Here is a 21555-nt window from a genome sequence, read left to right as displayed (position 1 = left end):
GCATTGCTTTGAGGAGCTTGCATCAAATCTCAGCCGTTGCTTTAGCTTTTTCCCAGCGGGCTAACGGGCGAAATTTGTTCCTGCTCAATCCATGGTAAGCTTGCATCCTGACACTTACCAAGAGCTTCATAAAGCGCCGAAATGGCCGGATAACCTCGCGCTGACTCAACCGCCTGAATCAACCCGACCACGGGAATTTCTTTGAGGTCGTCACCATCCTGAATTGATATCGGGGCATCTATCCCCATAAGGTATGGCTGAATATCAAGATCAAGTCGTCTCGCCAGAAACGCTAGGATTCTGTAGCCACCCACGTCACGATCACCCCAGTGATAAACTGGCACTTCATATCGGATTTCAGAGATGATGATCTCGATTGCGTGCAGCCAGGAACGAGGCGGAAACCCTGCGGTGTAAATGACGACCCCCGCATCATCGATCTCCCGTACATATCGCTCAAAGCTGGCTCGGTTCTCAATGAACAGCAAATACTTTGGTCGTTGGCGCCACTCAATCCCTTTAATTTCATCCGGGGAAACACCGATCCCGTAATGGAGCGCGGACAAATCAACAACACCTCGGCAGAATAGCAGGGCGCTCGCTTTAAACCGCATTGGCATTGGGTATTTGCTGATCCCAAAATACTCCAGCAACTTCGGCCCATCGTCCATCAGGCTTGCCACGTCATCATCCAGTTGACCGAGCATCAAACGACGAATCAGATTCGCGAAACTCTTCTCCTCAAGCTTCTTGGAGTTACTAAAGAGCATCGTGCTGAGGGTTCTCATATCAGGGACTGGCGAGGCGTCTTCTGACTGAACGATCCACTCTACCACCTTCATTGCATCGAAAAGCCGCTCGGATTGCTGTCGCTTAACGCCATTGAATGTCTTGTTGGCTGACCATGCCTCCGCTATATCTCGCTTAGTCGTTTCCCACCAGGGGATATTGAACTCTGTGGCCTCAAGCTGTTCGAAGGCGAGCTGTACGTCATCCGCCAGCGGGGTTAGCCCTTGAGATGCCATGAGCCGGCGTCCATCAGTAATTTGGACCGCCTCAATATGCCTGAATGCTCCCAGAGCCACTCTGCGCTGATACTGAATGTCGAGATCCTGCAGCGCTTCTAAATTTTGGTGGAGAGCTGTCTTCGCACTATTGTTGAGTGCGAAGTACCACCGATAGGCGTGATCTGTAATGCGTATCCGTGCCTGAGGCACAACACCATCTGGCTTATCAATGTGCTTAATCAGCTGCGCAACGAATGTCTCGACATGATTACTCATACCCCAGTGATTGTCTCCGCATTGGCTTTTAATTCAGCGGCTCGCTCAGTGACAAGCTCAGGGTGATAAACAGGGTTGCGTTGATCAATCAGCTCCTGCCCTCCCTCAAAAATCTTGGTGTGGTCGATAACCACATCACGGCCTTCTCGGCAGATGGTGTATATCTGGTCCATTTCCTTGCCGATCTTAAGGGTGACCTCAGGCGGGGCTGCCACAATTAGCTGCAGACCAATCTCTTTCAGAAAGGCAACCGCGCCACTGGCGTTCCCACCATCCATATTGTTGAACGCTTCATCCAGGAGAACCAGGGAGGCACCGCGAGGTGAGTTTTCACGAATCTTGTAAACATTCATGAAACTGGCAGCCAGGGCGATATAGGCGGGAGTCTGCTTTTCTCCGCCGGAACCGGTGCTTTGCATTTCGGTTACCCGGCGTTCTTCCCCCGTGTTGGGATTACGCATTTTCATATCGTATTGGAAGAACGAGCGGTAATCCCTGATCTCATTAATCAGGTCATCCCCAGAGATCAGAGCCTCTTTCAGCAGTTCTAGGGCCGGATGCTCTGAATCTTTCTCGAACAAGGTGCCAACCAACTCGGCCTGCTCCCTATCCACGGTTGTTATGTATTCGTAAACAGTGGCCAGGCTCTCGGTCTCACGGAGCTTGAAGTGAAAGCTGTAGATGTTGTCGTGGAAAGGAATTCTTTTGAGAACACTGTTGAGCTGCTGAAAGGTGTACCGCATCTGCTCAAAGCGGTTTTGAAGCTCCCCAACGATGATGCCTCGGAAATTCATTTCCATTTTCTCCGCAGCTTCCTGAGCGGCGTGTCGATGATCCAGTAGCTGAGCAGCAAGGATACGATCCACCCAATCGGCGCAATCGGTCTTAATGAGACGGTAAGCTTCCGGGTCATCACCCTCAAGCTTGGCTGCCTCAAGAAGCTCGGCCCGATTGGCAATGTCTTCAGAAAAAGCATTGGTGAATTCGATTACCTTTTCACGCAGATTTCCGCGTGACGTCAGCTCTTTTTCCCGTGCAGTCTGTCTTCCCCTATCCGCCTCATTTCGAATCAGTGCATAGCGACCCTCAGTACTCTCATGTTTCTGTTCATAGGCTTCCCAGCGTTCCAGCGCCTTATTCGTGTCGTGCAATTCAGATGTCTCTGTCTTGCGGCGTTGCTCTTGGGCCCTCTCCAGTAAAGGACGAATCTGCTCCAAGTCAGCTTTCAGGCTTTTGATGGTAGCCTCTGCCTGTTGTTTGTCGTTTCTTGCCTGTGTGATTTTTTCATTGCAGTCATGATAGTCCTGGTCAGCCCTCTCTTTGGCTCTCTTAAGACGCTCATCTTCAGAGGTAAGAGGTTGCAGTTGCTCCCTGGCATGAGAGAGAGTTTGCTCATAGGCTGCTAGGCTTTGACTTTGCTCTTGCAGCGCGACGGCGCCATCGGTTACCGCCGCACAAAAGCCCGCCCACTGACGGTTAAGCTTGCTCAGCGTTGTCGCCGGGCCATTAAACCTGGCTACTCGCCGGGCCAGGCTATCAAGCTCTTCTTCCAGCCGTTCCAACTGCTGAGCTTTGGCATGTTTACCAATCAGCAGACCGTCAATTTGAGAGGTGCCGCCAATCGTTGCGCCGCCAGCCGTTAAACCGGAAGCCATCAGTGCTTTACGTTCGCGCCTGAGTTCTTCACGGGTTGCGGCCATCTTGGTTCGATCCAAGATGATGTTCATGAAGCCCCGGGCTACCGGTTCCTGGGTTTCGATCAGTGTTGAAACCATTCCTGCAGTGGGTGATTTGTTTTCGCGCAAGGCTAAATCTGGGTTGATAAGGCGTGCTCGCCTGATGCGCGGGCTTTGTTTTTGAGCGACTTCGTAGATCTCAAGAGCGTGACCGAAATCTTCTGCTGCAACTACGAGAGCTTCACGATTCGGCCCGAGATAGGATTCAACAGCTTCTTGCCACTCTGAATTGGTAATCTCGCATACGTCACAAACGGGCACCGCCTGAATACCCTTCTGCTTTAATAGTTCAATGGTTAGGCTGGTTGACGCATGAATGTCCGAAAGCCCCTTCTTCAACCTTTCAACTCGCGATTGAAGTGCTGCGCCAGCATCCTTTATTTGTTCCAATTCATGGCTGACATGTTTATCTGCCGTTTCAAGCCATGTGGAAATTTCATCTAAGACCAGTCTGGCATCCAGAAGAGCCGCAGTGACCGTGCCGGTATTTTCGTGATCTGATGGACTGAGACTGGCAATGTCAGCGCGGGCGAGAAGATCGGAACATTCGGTCCACCGCTCCGCCAGTTGTTCAAAACTGACAATGTCTAGAGTGTCAGCAAAGCTTTGGCGACTGATATCATCCACCGCTTTTCTGAGGGAGGTGTTTAGCTCAGCGAAACAGGTAGTTGCATTCGTGACATTTTCCTGTGCCGCCTCGACGGTTTTACTCAGACTTGCAGCATCTGAGTTTTGCCACGCTATCAGAGCATCCTCGTGACGCTTTTTGAGCTCAGGCAGTCGAGGGGTTTGTTGATTAATCGTCCGTTCTGCTTCATCAAGCTTGTCTAGCTGCTGATCCAGACGATCCTCTAGACCGCTGTTTCTTTCATCAAGCCGGGCCACTTCAGCCTCTTGTGAGACCCATAACTCAAAGTGAGCATCAGTCCGGTGCTTCGTCACCTTATCTGTTTCAGTGATCAAAGCTTCACGAGCCAGTTTGTGACTCTCCGCGCGCGTGATTTCATCCTCAATGCGGCGATGCTCAAGCAGATCCTCACGAAGCTGCTCTGTTTCTATGGGTTCGGGTGGCAAAATGAAATCCCGGATAAACGAATCAATCGGACTATCCATCTTCAGCTGCAACGCACTGGACAATGTTTTGACCAGCATTTCGGGCTCAATTTTCCCGCTGCGCGTTTGATCAACCGACATCATCTCGGCGAACTTTTCGCGCATAATCCTTGCCCCGTCGATCATCTCGTAGCTCATCGAACCCCGGTACTCTTTGGCGGTCGACTTCATACGATCAACGAATTCACGCCACGGTAAAAAAGTGTCCTCCGAGGATAAGAGGTCTACCTCCGAGACATGGCGCCCTTTGATGATGTGACCACGTGTTTCAATGCTGGCCGATTGCTGCGTAGCGTGGATAGAGACCCCAAACGAATAGGGCTGCTGGTGGTGGTCGTACCAATTCAGAAAAATGTAGGTATTGGCACTTTCCCGCTCGAAAGTGGTGACATCGTTTTCCTTGAACTCGCCCAGGGCGTAGCTTCTGGCAGAGCGTCCCGACGCTTTTCCGTCAGAGGCCGCGTTGTAGCTAACACGCCTTTGGTCTCCACCCATCAGAACAAACTGGATGGCATCAAATATCGTTGTTTTCCCGGCCCCATTCTCACCCGACAAGAGAGATGCGGCTACACCCACATCCAGGGTTTCCAGATCCAAGAGATACCACTGTGCGAAAACAAAATTTTGAAGGAAATGCGCTGGCATTGGGTTATTCGGCGTTGTCATCAGACGCCTCCGCAGGGTCAGTGGTCAGGTGTGGCTCATCTCCGGGTTCTGAGTCTGGAGCGTAGCTGTTCATGAAGTTTTCGAGCGATCCAAGAAAGGCCGGGCCTACCACTCGCGTTATATTGGGCAACACCGTCACATCAGGAAGCTTGGTGTCCGGATCTCTGGGCCCAAGTTCAATGATGCCCCTCTTTCGAAGGGTATCTAGGGCCTCGATGGTAGCGGTCAGTATCGGTCTTTCACCTTTAACTTGCTCATACTGATTAAGCAGCTCCACGGTTGGCGGCGTGACGCGGCCGAGGTCCGTGCGCCCCATCGAGGCCTCAGTGTCATACATTTTGCGCAATATCAGCAGAAACATGGTGGCCGTGACATCCAGCTGGCTTCCAGTGCCTCTGGGCAGCACCCCCACATACCCAAAGTTGCGATCGTAATACCAGTCCATGTCCAGTGCATCGAATAGCTTATGGAAGTATGTGGCATTGTCCTCGCAGACTTTGAAGTGCTCTTTCTGCCCTCGCTTACCTTTCCAGGCCCACTGCTTCTGGAGCAGGTAGGCAGCTGTTTTTCGAAGAGTGTCGGCGTAGTCGTCAGAGTTTCGCGACGCAATTTCTTTCAGCTCTCTCAGCACAATGTCATTAATCATTTCGTGATATCTCCGAGAAGGCCTGCCTGGTGATAATCAATCGACGACCGGCCATGTATTCAAGCTGTGTCCATTCATGCTCGTCGAAGGTAACGCTGTACTCAGCTAATAGGGGGTAAAGAGCGTGGGTTTTAGAAACACCTTGCGCCAATAAGCGCAGGTGCAACGCTGCCATCATGTCGTCAGCAGTCTTGATGGTCAGGTCATCGGTGGTCATCTGAGCTTGGTCGCCCATATTTGTCTCAATAAAGCTCACCACCCGGTCAGGGTCATACCTCTGGAAGTGTATGTGCTCTTGTTTGAGCTGGTTATAGGCTCGCTTTTCCCACAGGGGTTTGGATTCCTTGCGAACCGTTGCGACCGCCGGTACCGATTTCGCCTTAGGTTTGGCCAAACGGCTTTCGGAAATCAGTTTTTCGCTGATCACCGGGCTGGGCAGGGTTTCAATCGAATCATCCCGACCAATACGATCAAGCAAATTCTCGATCTGTTGGCCTATATTGCTGGGAGTGTGCACGGTGTATTTAATTCTTTCATGCATTCGACGGGTAATGCGCCGCGCATAGTCCTGTGTTTTTTTGAACAAGGGCCCAATACCGTCAAACGCAAGACTCAGTCGATCCAGATCGGCTTCGACCGTTTCAGTCGATGGATTCGCTATATCGTCCCACTGGTATGCCTTAGCACACACCTCCAACCGCTCCGGATTGAATCGTATATCACTTACCAGCTTGCGAATTTTGCTGGCGTGAAGGTTGGGGTTGCCCTTCAACGCGAGTTTCTCAATGTTCGGCAGAAATAGCTCACCCAGGTACTCTTCGAAGTAGAAATTGAAGTTCCCACTGCCTGACACGTCTCCGCCGCTAATCACATGGTGTATTTCGCGAATATTGCCCACGAGGGCTCGGAGGCGGTTGAGGAAGCCTTCCATGTCATCGGCTGCTTTCCGGATCAAAGACCCATTGGCCGGATCCTTAACCACTTCGGCAAGATTAGAGCGCACCGACAAGCAAACCACACCAAGCGATGGGTGTTCAGCACCCATACTCCTGAGGAATTGCAGTAGTCGCCTACCTTCTTGAGCCATCCAGACCACATAACGGTATCCGATTTCCAGCTCTTCTCGGATCCATCCTGTATCGCGCAACCGGTAGTAAACATAATGTTCTGGGCTTTGCGGGGTGGTTGCGGCCTCACCTGATTCAATTTCCAGGCGTAAGTGACTATTGGCGAGATAGTCGCGAAGAAAAACTCTCACCTGTTGTGGCGTCGGCTCATCCGCCAGCTGCGCCGGATCAAGAAACGCATCGAGCTCTACTAGCAGGTCGAGCATTAACCGCCCATTATCGCCAGCGATCGCTTTGAACAAATTGGTGTTAAGTGTGGCGAAACTCACCGGCTCATCCCTCGAAGATTGACACCCGAACTTACGGGGAACACTATATTTTATACACCCCTATATTTTATATGGGTAGCTGATATTTATACAGTATTGGCTTAAAATTCTGGACATATGAACGCAACCAGCAGCTAAAGGGCCCTGCCATGCAGTATTTGCAGTACATAAAACCTGCGATCAGCGAAGATACTAGCACTCTGTCTGCAGCGAATCTGGCTGGTCGACGGATTGAGGCCGGGGCCTTTTCGCACCCACAGTGGCTGCGTTTGTGCTTCATCGAACGTCAACTGTTATGGGAGCGGCGGCTGACCACGACCATGCTGATGGAAACGTTCGGAATTTCGCGGCCTCAGGCTCAAAAAGACATCAAGCTCTATCAGCAGATCGCTCCGACAGCGATGAAACCCTACCAACTTGGCATTCCCTACCATCAGCCAACGGAAACCTTTGAGCCGGTGCTGTTATCGGGCGAAGACCTCCAGTGGCAGTCAATTGAAGATTACGCGCCGCCCAGTGCTGGGCATGCCACAGAAATGCCAATGCTTCAGCGCCGGCATGATTTGACGGTTCTGGCTCGATTGTTGTCGGCTATTGAACACAAGCGATCTATCGAAGCTGTGATCGCAACAATGAGTTCCCCAAAGGGCCGGATCAGGCGTTTAACTCCGACAGCTGTTGCCTTCGTTAACAACCGTTACCACATTCGTGCCTTTTGCTGGGACCACATGGGTTATCGAGACTTCCTAATTGGCCGTTTCAAGAGCAATCCAGAAGTTGTTACGGCACCAAGGAGCGATAAAAGCTCGGGAAAAAATGCGTCCGCTTTCGAGCAGTACAAGGGAGTACCACCTGAAGCAGATACCGATTGGGAACAGATTGTTGAGCTTGAGTTGAAGCCGAACCCACACCTCAGTGGTGAGCAGCAGGCATTAATCGCGTCTGATTATGAGCTTGAAGAAGGTGGCGCCTGGAAGCGGGTCACTATGCGCAAACCCTTGATCGGGTATTTCCTTGTCGACAATCGCATTCCTTCGAGCAAGGTCGAATACGAAATGGCTGTCCATGATAACCCTATAGCTTGGCCTGTCTTTGCCTATACAGCAGATTCGAATAGGCCTGCACACGAAGTTGGGTTCAAACCTGACTAAGCCGACAACTGCCGGCTTGGTCCAGTTCCGAACGGTACTCAGGAGCTAGCGAAATTTTGGTACCTAAGGTCGACTCTGGATGCATCCAGGGGCGGTAGAGCAAGCTGTCGCCCGGTTCGGTAGAATAATAAATTGGATGCTACAGGATGGGATAAATTGCCTTACTCAAGACCTCAAACGCGAAATCAATCTGGTCTCTACTCTGTTCTTCAGAGCGTATCCATCTTACCTCGATACCTGCATAGTTTGCCCAGTCGAGAGCCTGCTTGAACCTCAGACGACGATTGGTCTTTGCGCACAGTTCCATGTATTGGTTCACCAGGCGGTATTGGTGGCGCCCAGCCCGGTATTTTCCCAGCGTGTACGCTTTCTCGCTGTGCTCAAAGGCGTCTGCGAAACGTTCTGCTCTGTAGAGGCAAATCGCTCTAAGCCATGGGCCAAGCCAAGCCAGCTGTTCTTCCAAGTTGGCCAAGGATAATTCTTGCTCGAACCGATCAACGTCCAACTCTGTTGTCCGCGTATCTCGCTTCAGTTCAAACCCTCGATTGAGCAGGCGCTCAAACTCCCGGCTGGGAAACCAGGCGGAGCTAAACAACATTTGATCCATGCGGGTGACCACTGGATACTGTCCAATATCACGTGCGAGCTTCTCGATAACAACCGGCTTGAATGGGTTTTCGGGATCACCAGCATAGAGCTTTTGAAGAGTCTCAAGCGCTCTCTTTTTCTTGAACTGGAAGAACTCTGAGTAGTGTGAGCATGCTCCTTGCCACACCGGATCTGGGAGCTGACTCAGATCGTCTGTTTTATTTGCCCGTTTGAGCTCGTTTCGAAACTCCTTCACTTCATCGGCAATTGTAGTGAAGTAGAGCCGCACGCTTGTAGTCAGTTGCTTAAGCACGCCCACTCCATAGACCGCCAGAATGTCCTTGCATACAGCCGTCGATATTCGGGCCAGTGTAAGTCGCAGCGCAATGGATGAGCTCAAACTCTCAGGGATCTTTCGAGTACCTTCCTGCAGCGCCAGAGAAGACTGGAAATTGGCCAGCAACGAAGGCAAGGACGGAAACGCATCGTCTCTTACCCAGTTTCCAGCATTCTCAAGGTTCTGTTCTAACGTTGGATTATCTGAGGCTGGGCCTCTTCCGGGAGCGTGGAATTGTATTTGTGAACAATCCGCTTCGGAATAGATCCAGCGAATGACCTTAGCCATCGGCCAGACAATCTCATCATCAGTGGAGATGTCGGGAAGAAACATATCCAGATAGGGTACCAAGTCTTCTCCGGACAACTTGTGCTGACGAAGCGAATGGAATGTGGCGGCTTCCACCAGAGCTGATGTGGCGCGAGTGAACAGAAAATACAGCAGCGTATCGTTCTTTGGGCGGTATGTGCCTTCCTCGATTATCGTCCGGTTGTATTCTCGATATAGATCAGCCAAGACACCCAGGATTATCCCTCGGACCTGCTTGTCGTCCAGATACTGGGAAAGGCGTTCATCGAATGTCGCAAGAGCCTTCTCAAAATTCTTTGTGAGCTGGCCCTCTTCGTCTTTGAGTCTGCTCAGTAGCTTCTGAAAACTTCTAGCCTTGTCGCGGAACTCGGAGTCGCGATCGTACTTGGTGGGTAATAACCCGAAGGCTTTGAAGGCATAGGTGACCAACTCACCTTGCGTTGGGAAACTGATGGATTCTGTCATATTCATTTGGGAGGCAAGCCCCCAGCAGCGTGGGGGCTTTGAACCTTTCCGCTTCCTTATCGTTTGCGATTTGGGTTCAGCTGGCCGCCACGGTTGCCATTAACGTGGGCGTTGGCCGGATTTGTTCCATTAGTACCGCGATTCGAATTCAGTTGATCCGAGTGGTGATTCGCGTTTTGGTTTGTGCCTTTGCTACGTGACTTGGACATATCTGTTTCTCCTATCAGTGAATGCGATGTTGCGGTTCAACTGTAGACTCAGACGCCCATGCTCGGCTGCTGGAATTTTTGCGACGGTTTTTTCTGGAGCAAGGCCCGGCTTGGCCGCTGACGCCCAAAAGCGGTCATTCGTTCACTCTCAGGCGTCAGCTCTCACGTAATCGACTTTGATAGAAAATCTTTGTCTACGGAAATCCGTGTTCAAGTTTGGCGATGACGCTTCTGAGAATTCGAATGCGTGCGAGGCTATCCATGAAATCGATCGGCCTCTCGTTCCCGAGAACCTTAATCGGTTGGTTTAGCCAGCATTCTGCTAGCTTCACATCGCCATCAAACGCCTCAATGGCCGCTTCCCTGGCAGCTTCCCGCTGTTCCTCCAAGGTATTGATTTGATCCTTCACGAGCGAATCTCCAATAGTTTCTCACTGCTTTCTGTAAGCATCAGTCCTGTCAGTAATAATAGCCCGGCGACCTAGGTTCCGGGCTATCCAAGATCGCATCCGATACCGCTACCAATGGGTCAATGCAATCTGCCTTGATCCGAGCCCAAGCAATCCAGTCTGCAAGTTCCTCACTTGTCCTGCCATCACTTACCGCTGATTGCTCAACTGCATCGATATATTGTCGTAACCGTTCTGCTTCCAGCCACTGCGCAGCACTCGCCTTCAGCTTCTCAAGTTGAGCCAGCTCTTGTTTCCGAAGCTCCACTTGACGGTCATACCGGTCTTTTGCCTTTTGCCAGGCGAGACGCCTGCGTTCCTGTTCTTCGGTGCGAATACGTTCCTCTTCAATCAGGTCCAATGCACCGGCAACAACCTGGTGCAGCCTTTGCTCCAACGAGGTCTTAGGGGTATCACTCCAACTTCTTGAAGGATAGATGCCGATTGAAATCGTCAGCTTCCCGGTCGGGTGGTAGTCATAGTCAGGCGGACTTGGGTAATGATATCCGGCTCCCCAACGATTTGGAGATCGTCGCCAGCGCTCAATGGCTTTTTGCTCCGCTGCGGTTACCTTATGTTTGGTTCTGGCAACATGCTCGCTAATGGCTATTGGCAACGAGGTGTCGCCAATTCCTATCAAAGTACGACTCTTCTCAGGATCCACCCATACTTTTATACCTTGGCGCTCAAGCGCTTTTATCAGCGTATCGCCTACCAATAGTGCCCTATTGATGGCGCCGTGAGTCACTTCGAAATCGAATATTTCTGCCGACGCTGAGCGCAGCCCCTTGTAGTTGTCCCACCCTGCCTTTCGCTTTAATCGCTTGGATGCAGCTTGTATCAGTCGATGCGGTGACTCCAGTTCCTCTGGCACCGCGATTAGCCCGATCCGTTCCTGGGCGGTGATGGCCTTTTTCCGAGAGGCATCGGGGTTGTTCGGATCATAGGTGGGCGATCGGCTAAGAGGCAGGGAGTGATTCTCAAACTCCCTGGCGGTAGGAAGCGGGAGTTTTCTGGGGGACTTCCCAGCATTGATTTTTGCCCAGTAGCCCCTCGGCGGCAACGGTATTCTGTACTTACGACACACCTTCCCCAACGCAACATCAGAGATCCCGTACCGAGGTGCCACTCTGGAAACCGGCTCAGTCCATACTTCCTCGTAAAGAGACTCCCTAGTAATTGCGGCGGTCGTTTCCACAGATAGCCTCCTCCACTTTGCAGGTTACATTTTTCTTATATAGCCGAAGAACCGAACGAAGACCTACCAGTTGTCTAACACCGACCTGGTCACAGACAAGAGGGTTGATCATGACCCAGGGGCTCCGTCCCCCATTTGTTGGCATCCGAAATGCTGCCTGAACTTTCCCATGTGAAAGTTTTGAAAGTAGACTGTAGCCCGAATCATCAAGTTGCCCAGGGAAGGGATATGGCCTGTGATTTCAGAACCACAATGTTTGCAGACACCGCGCTAACATTCCTCTAGCACCTGCCTGTGCCCAAACGCTCGAAAACCTGAATTCAACACCGAGAACAGCATGCAGCAAAACCATCATCAAAACCTTGTCGGCTTCATCTGGAATATCGCGAATAAACTGCGGGGCCCCTATCGGCCGCCCCAGTACCGGCGCGTGATGTTGCCGATGATTGTGTTGCGTCGTTTTGACTTGGTATTGGCGGAAAACCAGAAAAAGGTACTGGCTGAGAAGGAACGTCTGGAAGCCCGCGGCATAACCGGCCCTGCATTGGAAAAAGCGCTATCCCGCATCGCCACCGATGGCCGCAAACAGGAACTGTTCAATACCAGCGGTTTCACCTTTGAAAAACTGTTGGCTGATCCGCCGAACATTGCGGGCAACGTGATTGCCTACATCCAGGGTTTTTCACCCCGCGCTCGGGATATCTTTGACAAGTTTGATTTTGAGGCTGAAATCGCCAAGCTGGATGAGGCCAACCGCCTGTATCTAATCCTCAAGGAGTTTTGTAGCAGCGAGATTGACCTATCACCCAAGACCATCAGCAACCTGCAAATGGGCTATCTGTTTGAAGAGCTGGTCAGAAAGTTTAACGAACAGGCCAACGAAGAAGCCGGGGACCACTTTACTCCGCGTGAAGTCATCCGATTGATGGTGCAACTGTTGTTTACCGATGAGGAAGGCATTTTCGCACCAGGCATTTACCGGAGCATCTACGACCCCACAGCCGGTACCGGTGGCATGCTCTCGGAAGCTGAAAAGTACATTTGCGGTGACGGTAACCATGAAGGGTTGAACCCTGATGCCCACATCGAGTTGTTTGGCCAGGAGTACAACCCGGAATCCTACGCCATTTGTTGCTCAGACCTCCTGATCAAAGACGAACCCATCGATAATCTCATCTATGGGGACACGCTGGGCGTGAAAGACGCCAAGAACAAAAACAACGGCTTCGTACCGCACGATGGCCACCCGGAGAAGAAATTCCACTACATGCTTTCCAACCCGCCTTTTGGGGTTGAATGGAAGCCGGAAGAAGATTTCGTTCGTGAAGAGTACGACGACCAGGGCTTTTCCGGGCGCTTTGGTGCGGGTCTGCCCCGAATCAATGATGGCTCGCTGCTTTTCCTGCAACACATGATTTCCAAGATGCACAACCCGCCGAAGCTGGTGGATGGTATCAATGAGGGTGGTGACGGCTCAAAGATTGCCGTGGTCTTTAACGGCTCTCCCTTGTTTACCGGCGATGCCGGTAGTGGTGAGAGCAATATTCGCCGTTGGATTATCGAAAACGACCTGCTCGATGCCATCGTGGCCCTGCCGGACCAGATGTTCTACAACACCGGCATCTACACCTACGTCTGGATTGTCAGTAACCGCAAGCCCGAACACCGCCGAGGCAAAGTGCAGCTAATCGACGGCACCCGCCATTACAAAAAGATGGACAAAAGCCTGGGTAACAAGCGAAACGAGCTGGCCGAGGAGCATATCCGTGAGCTGGTGCGCCTGTACGCTGAACATCAGCACGATGCGACCTCTGTTGTACCCGTACACAGCAAAGGCTCATCAAGGCCGACAGCAACCGAAACCCGTACCGTCAGCAAGATCTTTGATAACCACGAGTTTGGCTATCTGAAAATCACAGTGGAACGCCCGTTAAGGCTGAATTTTCAGGCCAGCCCCCAGAGAATTGCTCGACTCGACGAACAGCGCGCCTTTGCCAACCTGGCCACCAGTAAAAAACGTAAGGACCCGGCAGCCTATCAGGCAGAAATTGAGGCGGGTAAACAGACTCAGGCTGCCATAAAAGACCTGCTGGAAGAGCTGGATGGCGACACCTTGTACCGGAACCGGGATGAATTTGAAGCCGTCTTGAATAGAGAGCTGAATAAGGCTTTGAAAAAAGCCGACCTCAAGGTAGGCGCTCCGGTGAAGAAGGCGATACTGGCGGCGCTGTCAGAGCGAGACCCAGAGGCCGACATTTGCCGCGACAAGAAGGGCAATCCAGAGCCAGATCCGGAGTTGCGCGATACCGAGAACGTGGTGTTGCCCGCTGATATCAGCCTGCCCTTGCCGCTGAAATACGACAACGAAACCGGTCATGACAAGCTGCTTGCGTTGGTAAAGGACCATTGCGAGACCTATTTGGCTGCTGAGGTATTGCCCCATGTGCCGGATGCCTGGATTGACCACAGTAAAACCAAGGTTGGTTACGAGATTCCGCTGAATCGCCATTTTTATGTGTACGAGCCACCGCGTCCGCTGGAAGAGATTGCCAGCGAGATTAGCCAGTTGGAAAAGGAAATCGTCGCTATGTTGGCAGAGGTGGTTTGATGAGTCGGTACTCCCCCTACCCTGCATACGATGATAATGGGTTTCCAAATCACTGGAAGGCTATGCGCTTACGTTTTGCTGTGACGCTGAATCCCAGCAAGAATGAGATCACCCTATCCGATTCAGAACTTGTTTCATTCATTCCTATGGATGCTGTCGGCGAGTATGGCGGTATTCGACTAGATGAAGACAAGGAGCTGGCGCAGATCGGCAGCGGCTATACCTATTTTCGTGACAACGATGTGGTTGTCGCGAAAATCACTCCCTGCTTCGAGAATGGAAAGGGGGCTATTGCCAAGGGACTGGCAAACGGGTGCGCCTTTGGAACGACAGAACTCCATGTGCTACGAGTCGATCTGGATCTACTCGATCCGGACTTTCTGTTTTACGTAACGGTTTCTGATTGGTTCAGAGATCTGGGTGAGTCAGAAATGTATGGCGCGGGAGGTCAGAAACGCGTGCCAGAGGACTTCATAAAAGATCTTATCACTGGCATTCCACCGCAAGGTGAACAGCAGGCAATAGTTGATTTCCTTAACTACAAAACTACTCAAATTGATTCACTGATTGCTAAGAAGCAACTGTTGTTGGGCAAGCTAACCGAGCAACGAACGGCCGTCATCAGTGATGCAGTGACCAAGGGGCTTAATCCGTCAGTACCCATGAAAGATTCAGGTGTCGATTGGGTTGGAGAAATCCCGGCGCATTGGACGGTACCTATTCTCGGATATATCGCCGAGGTGAGAGGGGGCGTAGCGAAAGGTCGCAAACTACCAAATGAGGAAACGGTGGAAGTCCCGTATCTGAGAGTTGCAAATGTCCAGGACGGCTTCATTGATCTCAGCCATGTTACTAACATTGAAATTTTGGCTACAGAACTGGAGCGGTACTCCCTGAAGACGGGGGATGTACTGATGAATGAAGGTGGTGACAACGACAAACTTGGTCGTGGAGCTGTTTGGAAGGGTGAAATCGACCCATGTCTTCATCAGAATCATGTTTTCGCTGTGCGTCCTAGGATTCCAGAGTTTTCTGATTGGCTAGCTCTGCTTACGCAGTCGGGTTACGCCAAGTTTTACTTTTTTACCACCGCAAAACAGAGCACAAATCTGGCGTCGATTTCCTCCAGTAATATCAAGAAATTACCAGTATTGCTGCCTCCGGAAACCGAGCGAAGAGAAATCATTGACCACGTAAAGACTTCGTTGGATAAGCTAACGAAACAGCGCGAAAGAGTTATCCAAGTCATCGAGCGACTCAAAGAATACCGCTCTGCCCTGATCACCAACGCAGTCACCGGCAAAATTGACGTGCGGGACTTCTGCATACCCACAACCACTGAGCAAAGGGAGGTTGCCCATGGCTGATACGCCGTCCACCAATACTCACCACGAGAGCTTTGAAGGCATCCGCAGAGAGGATGAGCATGGCAACGAGTTCTGGTCAGCCAGGGAGCTGGCACCTCTGCTGGAATACCCGCAGTGGCGGAATTTTGTCCCGGTTATTGATAAGGCCAAACATGCCTGTGAAAGATCCGGGAACGTCGTTGCAGACCATTTTGCGGACGTGCGCAAAATGGTTGGTATTGGCTCTGGAGCGCAACGTGAGGTCCCGGATGTACATCTTTCGCGGTATGCCTGTTACCTGATCGTCCAGAACGGCGACCCTACGAAGCCGGTCATCGCCAACGGCCAGACCTACTTTGCTATCCAGACACGCCGACAGGAGCTGGAGGACAGCGAGCAGTTCACATCCCTCTCCGAGGATGAGAAGCGCCTGGCAATCCGTAAGGAGCTTATTGCCCACAACAAATACCTGGCGGCGGCTGCCCAGGATGCTGGCGTGGAGACCCCATTGGATTACGCCATTTTTCAGGATCATGGCTACAAAGGGCTATACGGGGGGCTGGGCGCCAAGGACTTACATGCCAGAAAAGGGCTCAAGAAGAGCCACAAGATTCTGGACTACATGGGGAGCACAGAGCTCGCTGCCAATCTGTTCCGTGCTACACAGGCAGAAGAGAAGCTTCGCCGGGACAACATTCAGGGTAAGCAGAACGCCAACAAAACCCATTTCGAGGTAGGCCAGAAGGTTCGGCAAACCATTGGCGAACTGGGCGGTACCATGCCAGAAAACCTGCCCACGCCGGATAAAAGCGTCAAACAAGTAGAAAACGCTCAGAAGAAGCTGGGAAAGCAGCAGAACGACGATTCTGACCAAGAGTAGTCGCTGGAACCCAGCCCAGTTTTAAAAAGGAACATAGGTTATGCACAAAGAAATCGACTTTGAGAACGCCATAGAGCAGGCGTTGATCACCCAGGGTGGCTATCAGAAGGGAGATCCCACCAGTTTCGATGCTGAAACCGCCTTGTTTCCGGCGGATGTCGTGAGCTTTGTGCAGAAGACACAACCCAAGATCTGGGAGCGGTTGAACAATCTGGATGCGAGCAAGGCCGAGAGCATGCTCTTGGATGCGCTCACCAAGGAGCTGGCTGCAAAAGGCGCCCTGACTGTGCTGCGTGAGGGCTTCAAGTGCGTCGGCAAGTCGGTGAAGCTGGCTTATTTTGCTCCCAATACCAGTATTGATACCGGCGCGGCTGAACGCTACGCCGCGAACAGGTTTACCGTGGTTCGTCAGGTACATACCAAGACGGGCGCAATTCCTGACATGGTGCTGGCTGTGAACGGCCTCCCAGTTGCCACACTGGAGCTGAAAAATGCCATGTCGACGACTGGATGGACGGTAGAAAATGCCAAGTCCCAGTACCGCTTCGAGCGGAATCCCAAAGACCCGCTGTTCGCCTTCAAAAATCGCTGCCTGGTGCATTTTGCAGTAGATACCGAGCAAGCGTTTATGACGACCCACCTGGAGGGTAAGGATACCTTTTTCCTGCCCTTCAACCGGGGTTTTAATTACGGCGCTGGCAACCCGCCGATGGAAGGTGATGTTCGTACCGCTTACCTCTGGGAAGAGGTACTGGAGCGGGACAGCCTGATGGATATTCTCGCCCGTTTTCTGCACCTTCAGGTGGAAGAGAAAACGGTCGTGACCGAAAAGGGAATCAAGCGCCATCGCAAGGAAACGCTGATTTTCCCTCGGTATCACCAACTGGATGCCGTAAGGTCTCTGACTCAGCACGCAAAAGCCAAGGGCTCCGGCCATAACTATCTGGTACAGCACTCTGCGGGTTCCGGTAAATCCAACTCCATTGCCTGGTTGGCTCATCGTTTGTCCAGTCTGCACGATGCCAACAACGAGAAGGTATTCCATTCCGTGGTGGTGATTACTGACCGCAGGGTACTCGACCAGCAATTGCAGAACACCATCTTCCAGTTCGAGCACAAGTTGGGCGTCGTCCAGAAGATCGACGAGAATACTCAGCAACTGGCCAAGGCGCTGGCCGATGGCGTGCCGATCATCATCTCCACTATCCAGAAATTCCCCTTCATCAGCCAGGCCATCCGCACGCTAGAGCAGAAAGGCAAAGGCATTTCGATTTCGACGGAAGGCAAACGCTTCGCGGTGATTGTGGACGAAGCCCACAGCTCGCAGAGTGGCGAAACGGCCATGGAGCTGCGGAAAATTCTCAACAAGGATGGCATCGAGTCAGCCATCGCTGAGCAGTTGCTGGACATGGAGGACGAGAGCCTTAGCGAAGAGGCCAAAAAGGAGCTCATCCGGGAGCAGCTCAAACGTGCCAAACAGCCCAATCTGAGCTTTTTCGCGTTCACCGCTACCCCCAAGTTCAAGACCATGGCCGTGTTCAACGAGCCGGGACGAAACGGGGAAGCTCCGTTCCATCACTACAGTATGCGGCAGGCTATTGAAGAGGGGTTTATTCTTGACGTGCTGGCCCACTACACCTGCTACAAACGGTATTACAAGCTGATCCAGAAGGTGGAAGATGACCCTGAAGTACCACGTCGCAAGGCAGCAAGGGCGTTGGCACGCTTTGTTTCCTTCCACGACTATGAAATTGCGCAGAAGGTTGAGGTCATCGTTGAACACTTCCGCACCCACACCCGCCACAAGATCGGTGGCCGGGCAAAGGCCATGGTAGTGACCAGCTCTCGTGAACATGCGGTGCGCTACAAGCTGGGCTTCGACAAGTACATCAAATCTAAAGGCTATACCGATGTGAAGTCCCTTGTAGCCTTCTCGGGAGAAATCGCTCTCAAGGAATATGCTGACAAGACATTTACCGAAGTCGGTATGAACGAGGGCATCAAGGAGTCTGAGCTACCGGATAAATTCAACACCGAGGAATACCAGGTGTTACTGGTCGCTGAAAAATACCAAACCGGCTTTGACCAGCCACTGCTTCATAGCATGTATGTGGATAAGAAGCTGTCAGGCATTCAGGCGGTGCAAACGCTGTCACGGCTTAACCGAACGGCCAGGGGTAAGACAGATACCTTTGTCCTGGACTTCGTGAATGAGCCGGATGAAATCTACAAAGCGTTCAAACCCTATTACGAGGTGACCACCAAGGAAGAGGATACCGACCCGCAACAGCTCAATAACCTGGCTCACACATTGTCTACCTGGCAGATTTTCACGGAGGGCGAGGTGAGCGCTTGGTGCGAGATCTGGTTCCGCAACCGACTGAACCCGACGGGCGGCGAGCATAAGAAGCTGAACAGTTTGATTGACCTGGCTGTCGAGCGTTTCAAGAAATTGAGCGAGGAAGACCAAGCCCTGTTCAAGGGGCAATTGGTCAGCTTCCGTAACCTGTACGGCTTCGTTGCCCAGATCATTCCTTATCAGGACTCGGACCATGAGAAGCTGTACACCTATTCCCGCTTCCTGCTCACCAAGCTGCCTTACACCACCGATACGCGCACGGTGCAGGTCGATGATGAGGTAGAGCTGAAGTACTACCGGCTTCAGAAAATCAGTGAAGGAGCCATCGACCTGAAAGTAGGCGAGCCGGAAGCCCTGTATGGCCCGACCGAGGTTGGTACCGGCCAGGCTGAGGAAGAGGTGCAGTTATCGACACTGGTCGACAAGCTCAACGAGCGATTTGGTACTGAGTTTACCCCGGCGGATCAGCTGTTCTTCGATCAGGTAAAGGAAACCGCCGTTGCCAACGAACAGTTGCGGCAGGCCGTCATGGCTAACAGCCTGGAGAACTTCGAACCGGTATTTAACAAGCAGCTTGAGAACTTGTTTGTCGAGCGAATGGACGGCAACGAAGACATCTTCATACGCCTGATGAACGATGCGTCCTTCCGCAATATCGCGTCCCAGTATCTGATGCGGGCTGTGTATAACCAGGTTAAAACCAGCGTTGAGACGGGATAAGGCAGGCGAAATGGAATCATGGGAAGAACTCTTCGCTGCGCTGGAAGCGTTTGACGAGGAACAAGCAGAACAAAAACGAAAAGGATTGAATGACTTCAATCTGCTCAGCTCGGTTCTTTCCGTCAATGATGAAGTCCGGCTTCATACCCGGTTTATCTATGCTCTGCTGAATCCGAAGGGGAAGCATTATCAGGGAACGCGATTTCTTGAACTCTTCCTGAAGGCTATCGGACGACAGGATTGGCTGGATCTGACATCTGTAACCGTGCTGAAAGAACATTGTCCGGATGGCCAAGGAGATCAGATTGACCTGTGGATAACTGATGGTAAACGGCAGATCGTTATCGAAAACAAACTCAATGCGCAGGACCAGCCCCAGCAGGTTGCGCGTTACCTTGAGGTGATTAATGCCACGGATCCGGCACAGGCAGACGACACGCTGTTTATTTACCTGACTAAAAATCGACAGGCCCCCTCCGCCTTTGGTTTGGGTGGGTTAACGGTTTGTCACCGGACATCCCGTTTGCTCAACACCAACAGCCAACCGGTCGCTCACTATCAAAATCTCAGTTATCGAAAAAATACCGGGCAAGACAGTATTCATACCTGGCTTGAGTCATGTGCCAACGCGATTGACCGGCAATCTCACATCGCTTGGGCGTTGCAGGATTATCAGGCAGTGGTAGAGCGGGCAACGAAGGAGTATGTGAGCAAGGTGAAAACGCTAAAAGACGTTCTCGAAGAGGGCATTGCCGAGGGAAAGCGACACCATGAGCAGGCAATCCAGTTGGCCAGCGAGTTACCGGCCATACACGCTAGTTGGCTTGAGCAGGCGTTGACGACCAATCTGGAAGAACTATTCGAACCGTGCGTAGGTAACGGTGACATGACCAGGATCGGCCCGGAAAATGCCGAGTTGCTGAATCCTTTCGTCCATAGCACCTTCAAGGATGATGCTTCCAGCCTCCTGTACGCGCCCAAGTTCAATTTTTTCCGGCCGGGTAATGGGACACGCAACCGCGGCGCCTTCTATAGACTGGAGACCGGTCCCTGGGCAAAGGAGGCGGTTCTTATGTTGTTTTACGGCTCCAAGATGCTCCATGTGGGCTGTCTGCTGACAGAGTATGCTGATCACTCTATAGAGGGCCTGATGCCGATTATGAAGCTTTCAGAGCCTGGTGCACTGAAAAGCAAGATATTTCCTCAGGTCATGACATACGCCGAAGCCCTTGAGTACCAGGGCATCACCCACCTTGCCGATTTTTCTAACAGCCCACAGCGGGAAATTCTGGGCGAACTTTTAACAAGCTTGGGTTGTGCTGGTAGCACGCCCTTATCAGAAGGAAACGAGATATGAGCTACGACGCTAACTTTGATCAAACCCGACTCAACCAACTGGCGGAACAGTACCTGGCAGATAATCGAGCAAAAGGGGAAGTGTTTTTTCTGAGTGATTCCGATGATAACCGCATCGATCATGCTCGTTGGCGGTTCGAGGAGGCTGATCATGATTCATTGAAGGATTCCGGCTTCAAGCTGCACTTGATGGAGTTGCTGGATATCTTGCTGGTGTATCGCGCCGAGCACAATAAACCGAACGCTAGCCAGGGCGTTGTCAAAGTTCGCGGCAGCGATCTGGCAATTGAGTGGCTGCCACGGACCAAGTTTGAAGAACTACGGAGTGTGTGAGCCTTTACTGATATGTCACTAATAGCAGTTTCTGAGCCGGACGAAACTGCGTCCGGTATATCTCCAGAGAGAACGGATAGATCATTCGATTCCGGGCTTTATGGTAAGACACCGCGCTCCAGCTGCCCGATTAACGTACGGACTTTCTCAATACCCTCTTTGGTCTTCATCAGTGAGCCTGGCGCACAACCTCCCAAACCATGTGCCGGCGAGGACAGCCATCTGTCCGCAGCTTTGCTGTCACCCTCAAACAACTCCACTGCCTCTGTATAGGCCAGGCTCCTGAGATCGTCGGTTGTCATTTGATCACTAGTCATCGGTGGATCTCCAGTTGCTACAACACCTGAGTGTTTCAATCCGCCCCTTGCCAGATATCAATATATCTTCTCAATCCCCGGCTAAATTCG

General features: G+C 51.9%; 15 protein-coding genes. 7 read left to right on the top strand and 8 right to left on the bottom strand.

Annotation, left to right across the window (positions count from 1 at the left end):
• Positions 1-41 precede the first annotated feature (41 nt).
• Genes B3Y70_RS12850 through B3Y70_RS12835 form a run of 4 tightly spaced genes read right to left on the bottom strand, consistent with a single transcriptional unit; the run spans position 42 to position 6840 of the window.
• The gene (locus tag B3Y70_RS12850) at positions 42-1283 is read right to left on the bottom strand and encodes a Wadjet anti-phage system protein JetD domain-containing protein (protein ID WP_286893917.1); all 1242 of its coding nucleotides are present in this window, start codon (positions 1281-1283) and stop codon (positions 42-44) included.
• Positions 1280-4798, bottom strand: coding sequence for an SbcC/MukB-like Walker B domain-containing protein (locus B3Y70_RS12845; protein WP_286893918.1), 3519 nt, complete (start codon positions 4796-4798; stop codon positions 1280-1282). The genes B3Y70_RS12850 and B3Y70_RS12845 overlap by 4 nt, the downstream gene beginning before the upstream one ends.
• Positions 4782-5444, bottom strand: a complete 663-nt coding sequence (locus B3Y70_RS12840) for a DUF4194 domain-containing protein (protein WP_286893920.1) — start codon at positions 5442-5444, stop codon at positions 4782-4784. Before B3Y70_RS12840 ends, B3Y70_RS12845 begins: the two co-directional genes overlap by 17 nt.
• Positions 5437-6840, bottom strand: coding sequence for a Wadjet anti-phage system protein JetA family protein (locus B3Y70_RS12835; RefSeq protein ID WP_286893922.1), 1404 nt, complete (start codon positions 6838-6840; stop codon positions 5437-5439). The genes B3Y70_RS12840 and B3Y70_RS12835 overlap by 8 nt, the downstream gene beginning before the upstream one ends.
• A gap of 149 nt (positions 6841-6989) precedes the next feature.
• On the opposite strand from B3Y70_RS12835, the gene B3Y70_RS12830 reads away from it, so the two are divergent.
• A complete protein-coding gene (locus B3Y70_RS12830; protein WP_286893924.1) occupies positions 6990-7991 on the top strand; it encodes a WYL domain-containing protein in 1002 nt (333 codons plus the stop codon).
• Positions 7992-8130: 139 nt separating this feature from the next.
• On the opposite strand, the gene B3Y70_RS12825 is transcribed toward B3Y70_RS12830, so the two are convergent.
• From B3Y70_RS12825 to B3Y70_RS12815, 3 genes are all read right to left on the bottom strand, one after another.
• Entirely contained in the window at positions 8131-9696 is a 1566-nt protein-coding gene (locus B3Y70_RS12825) for a hypothetical protein (protein WP_200201653.1), read from the bottom strand.
• A 397-nt stretch (positions 9697-10093) separates the two neighbouring features.
• Positions 10094-10309 (bottom strand): MbcA/ParS/Xre antitoxin family protein, encoded by a 216-nt coding sequence (locus tag B3Y70_RS12820; RefSeq protein WP_200201652.1) that lies wholly within the window; start codon positions 10307-10309, stop codon positions 10094-10096.
• A gap of 49 nt (positions 10310-10358) precedes the next feature.
• A complete protein-coding gene (locus tag B3Y70_RS12815; protein WP_286893926.1) occupies positions 10359-11546 on the bottom strand; it encodes a hypothetical protein in 1188 nt (395 codons plus the stop codon).
• A 337-nt stretch (positions 11547-11883) separates the two neighbouring features.
• On the opposite strand from B3Y70_RS12815, the gene B3Y70_RS12810 reads away from it, so the two are divergent.
• Genes B3Y70_RS12810 through B3Y70_RS12785 form a run of 6 tightly spaced genes read left to right on the top strand, consistent with a single transcriptional unit; the run spans position 11884 to position 21148 of the window.
• Positions 11884-14154, top strand: coding sequence for a type I restriction-modification system subunit M (locus B3Y70_RS12810; RefSeq protein ID WP_286893928.1), 2271 nt, complete (start codon positions 11884-11886; stop codon positions 14152-14154).
• Positions 14154-15521: a restriction endonuclease subunit S gene (locus B3Y70_RS12805; protein ID WP_286893930.1), complete on the top strand. Its 1368-nt coding sequence runs from the start codon at positions 14154-14156 to the stop codon at positions 15519-15521. The genes B3Y70_RS12810 and B3Y70_RS12805 overlap by 1 nt, the downstream gene beginning before the upstream one ends.
• Positions 15514-16380: a DNA damage-inducible protein D gene (gene dinD, locus B3Y70_RS12800; protein ID WP_110693428.1), complete on the top strand. Its 867-nt coding sequence runs from the start codon at positions 15514-15516 to the stop codon at positions 16378-16380. Before B3Y70_RS12805 ends, dinD begins: the two co-directional genes overlap by 8 nt.
• 40 nt (positions 16381-16420) lie before the next feature.
• Positions 16421-19459 carry a type I restriction endonuclease subunit R gene (locus B3Y70_RS12795; RefSeq protein WP_286893933.1) on the top strand — a complete coding sequence of 1013 codons (3039 nt, stop codon included), beginning with the start codon at positions 16421-16423 and terminating at the stop codon, positions 19457-19459.
• Between the two features lie 10 nt (positions 19460-19469).
• A complete protein-coding gene (locus tag B3Y70_RS12790; RefSeq protein ID WP_286893935.1) occupies positions 19470-20816 on the top strand; it encodes a PD-(D/E)XK nuclease family protein in 1347 nt (448 codons plus the stop codon).
• The gene (locus B3Y70_RS12785; RefSeq protein WP_286893937.1) at positions 20813-21148 is read left to right on the top strand and encodes a hypothetical protein; all 336 of its coding nucleotides are present in this window, start codon (positions 20813-20815) and stop codon (positions 21146-21148) included. Before B3Y70_RS12790 ends, B3Y70_RS12785 begins: the two co-directional genes overlap by 4 nt.
• 98 nt (positions 21149-21246) lie before the next feature.
• On the opposite strand, the gene B3Y70_RS12780 is transcribed toward B3Y70_RS12785, so the two are convergent.
• Positions 21247-21465 (bottom strand): MbcA/ParS/Xre antitoxin family protein, encoded by a 219-nt coding sequence (locus B3Y70_RS12780; RefSeq protein WP_286893939.1) that lies wholly within the window; start codon positions 21463-21465, stop codon positions 21247-21249.
• Positions 21466-21555 lie beyond the last annotated feature (90 nt).

The organism is Marinobacter sp. UBA5687 (assembly GCF_002420325.1).
Classification (GTDB): domain Bacteria; phylum Pseudomonadota; class Gammaproteobacteria; order Pseudomonadales; family Oleiphilaceae; genus Marinobacter; species Marinobacter nauticus.
This window is presented reverse-complemented; position numbering and strand designations above follow the sequence as displayed.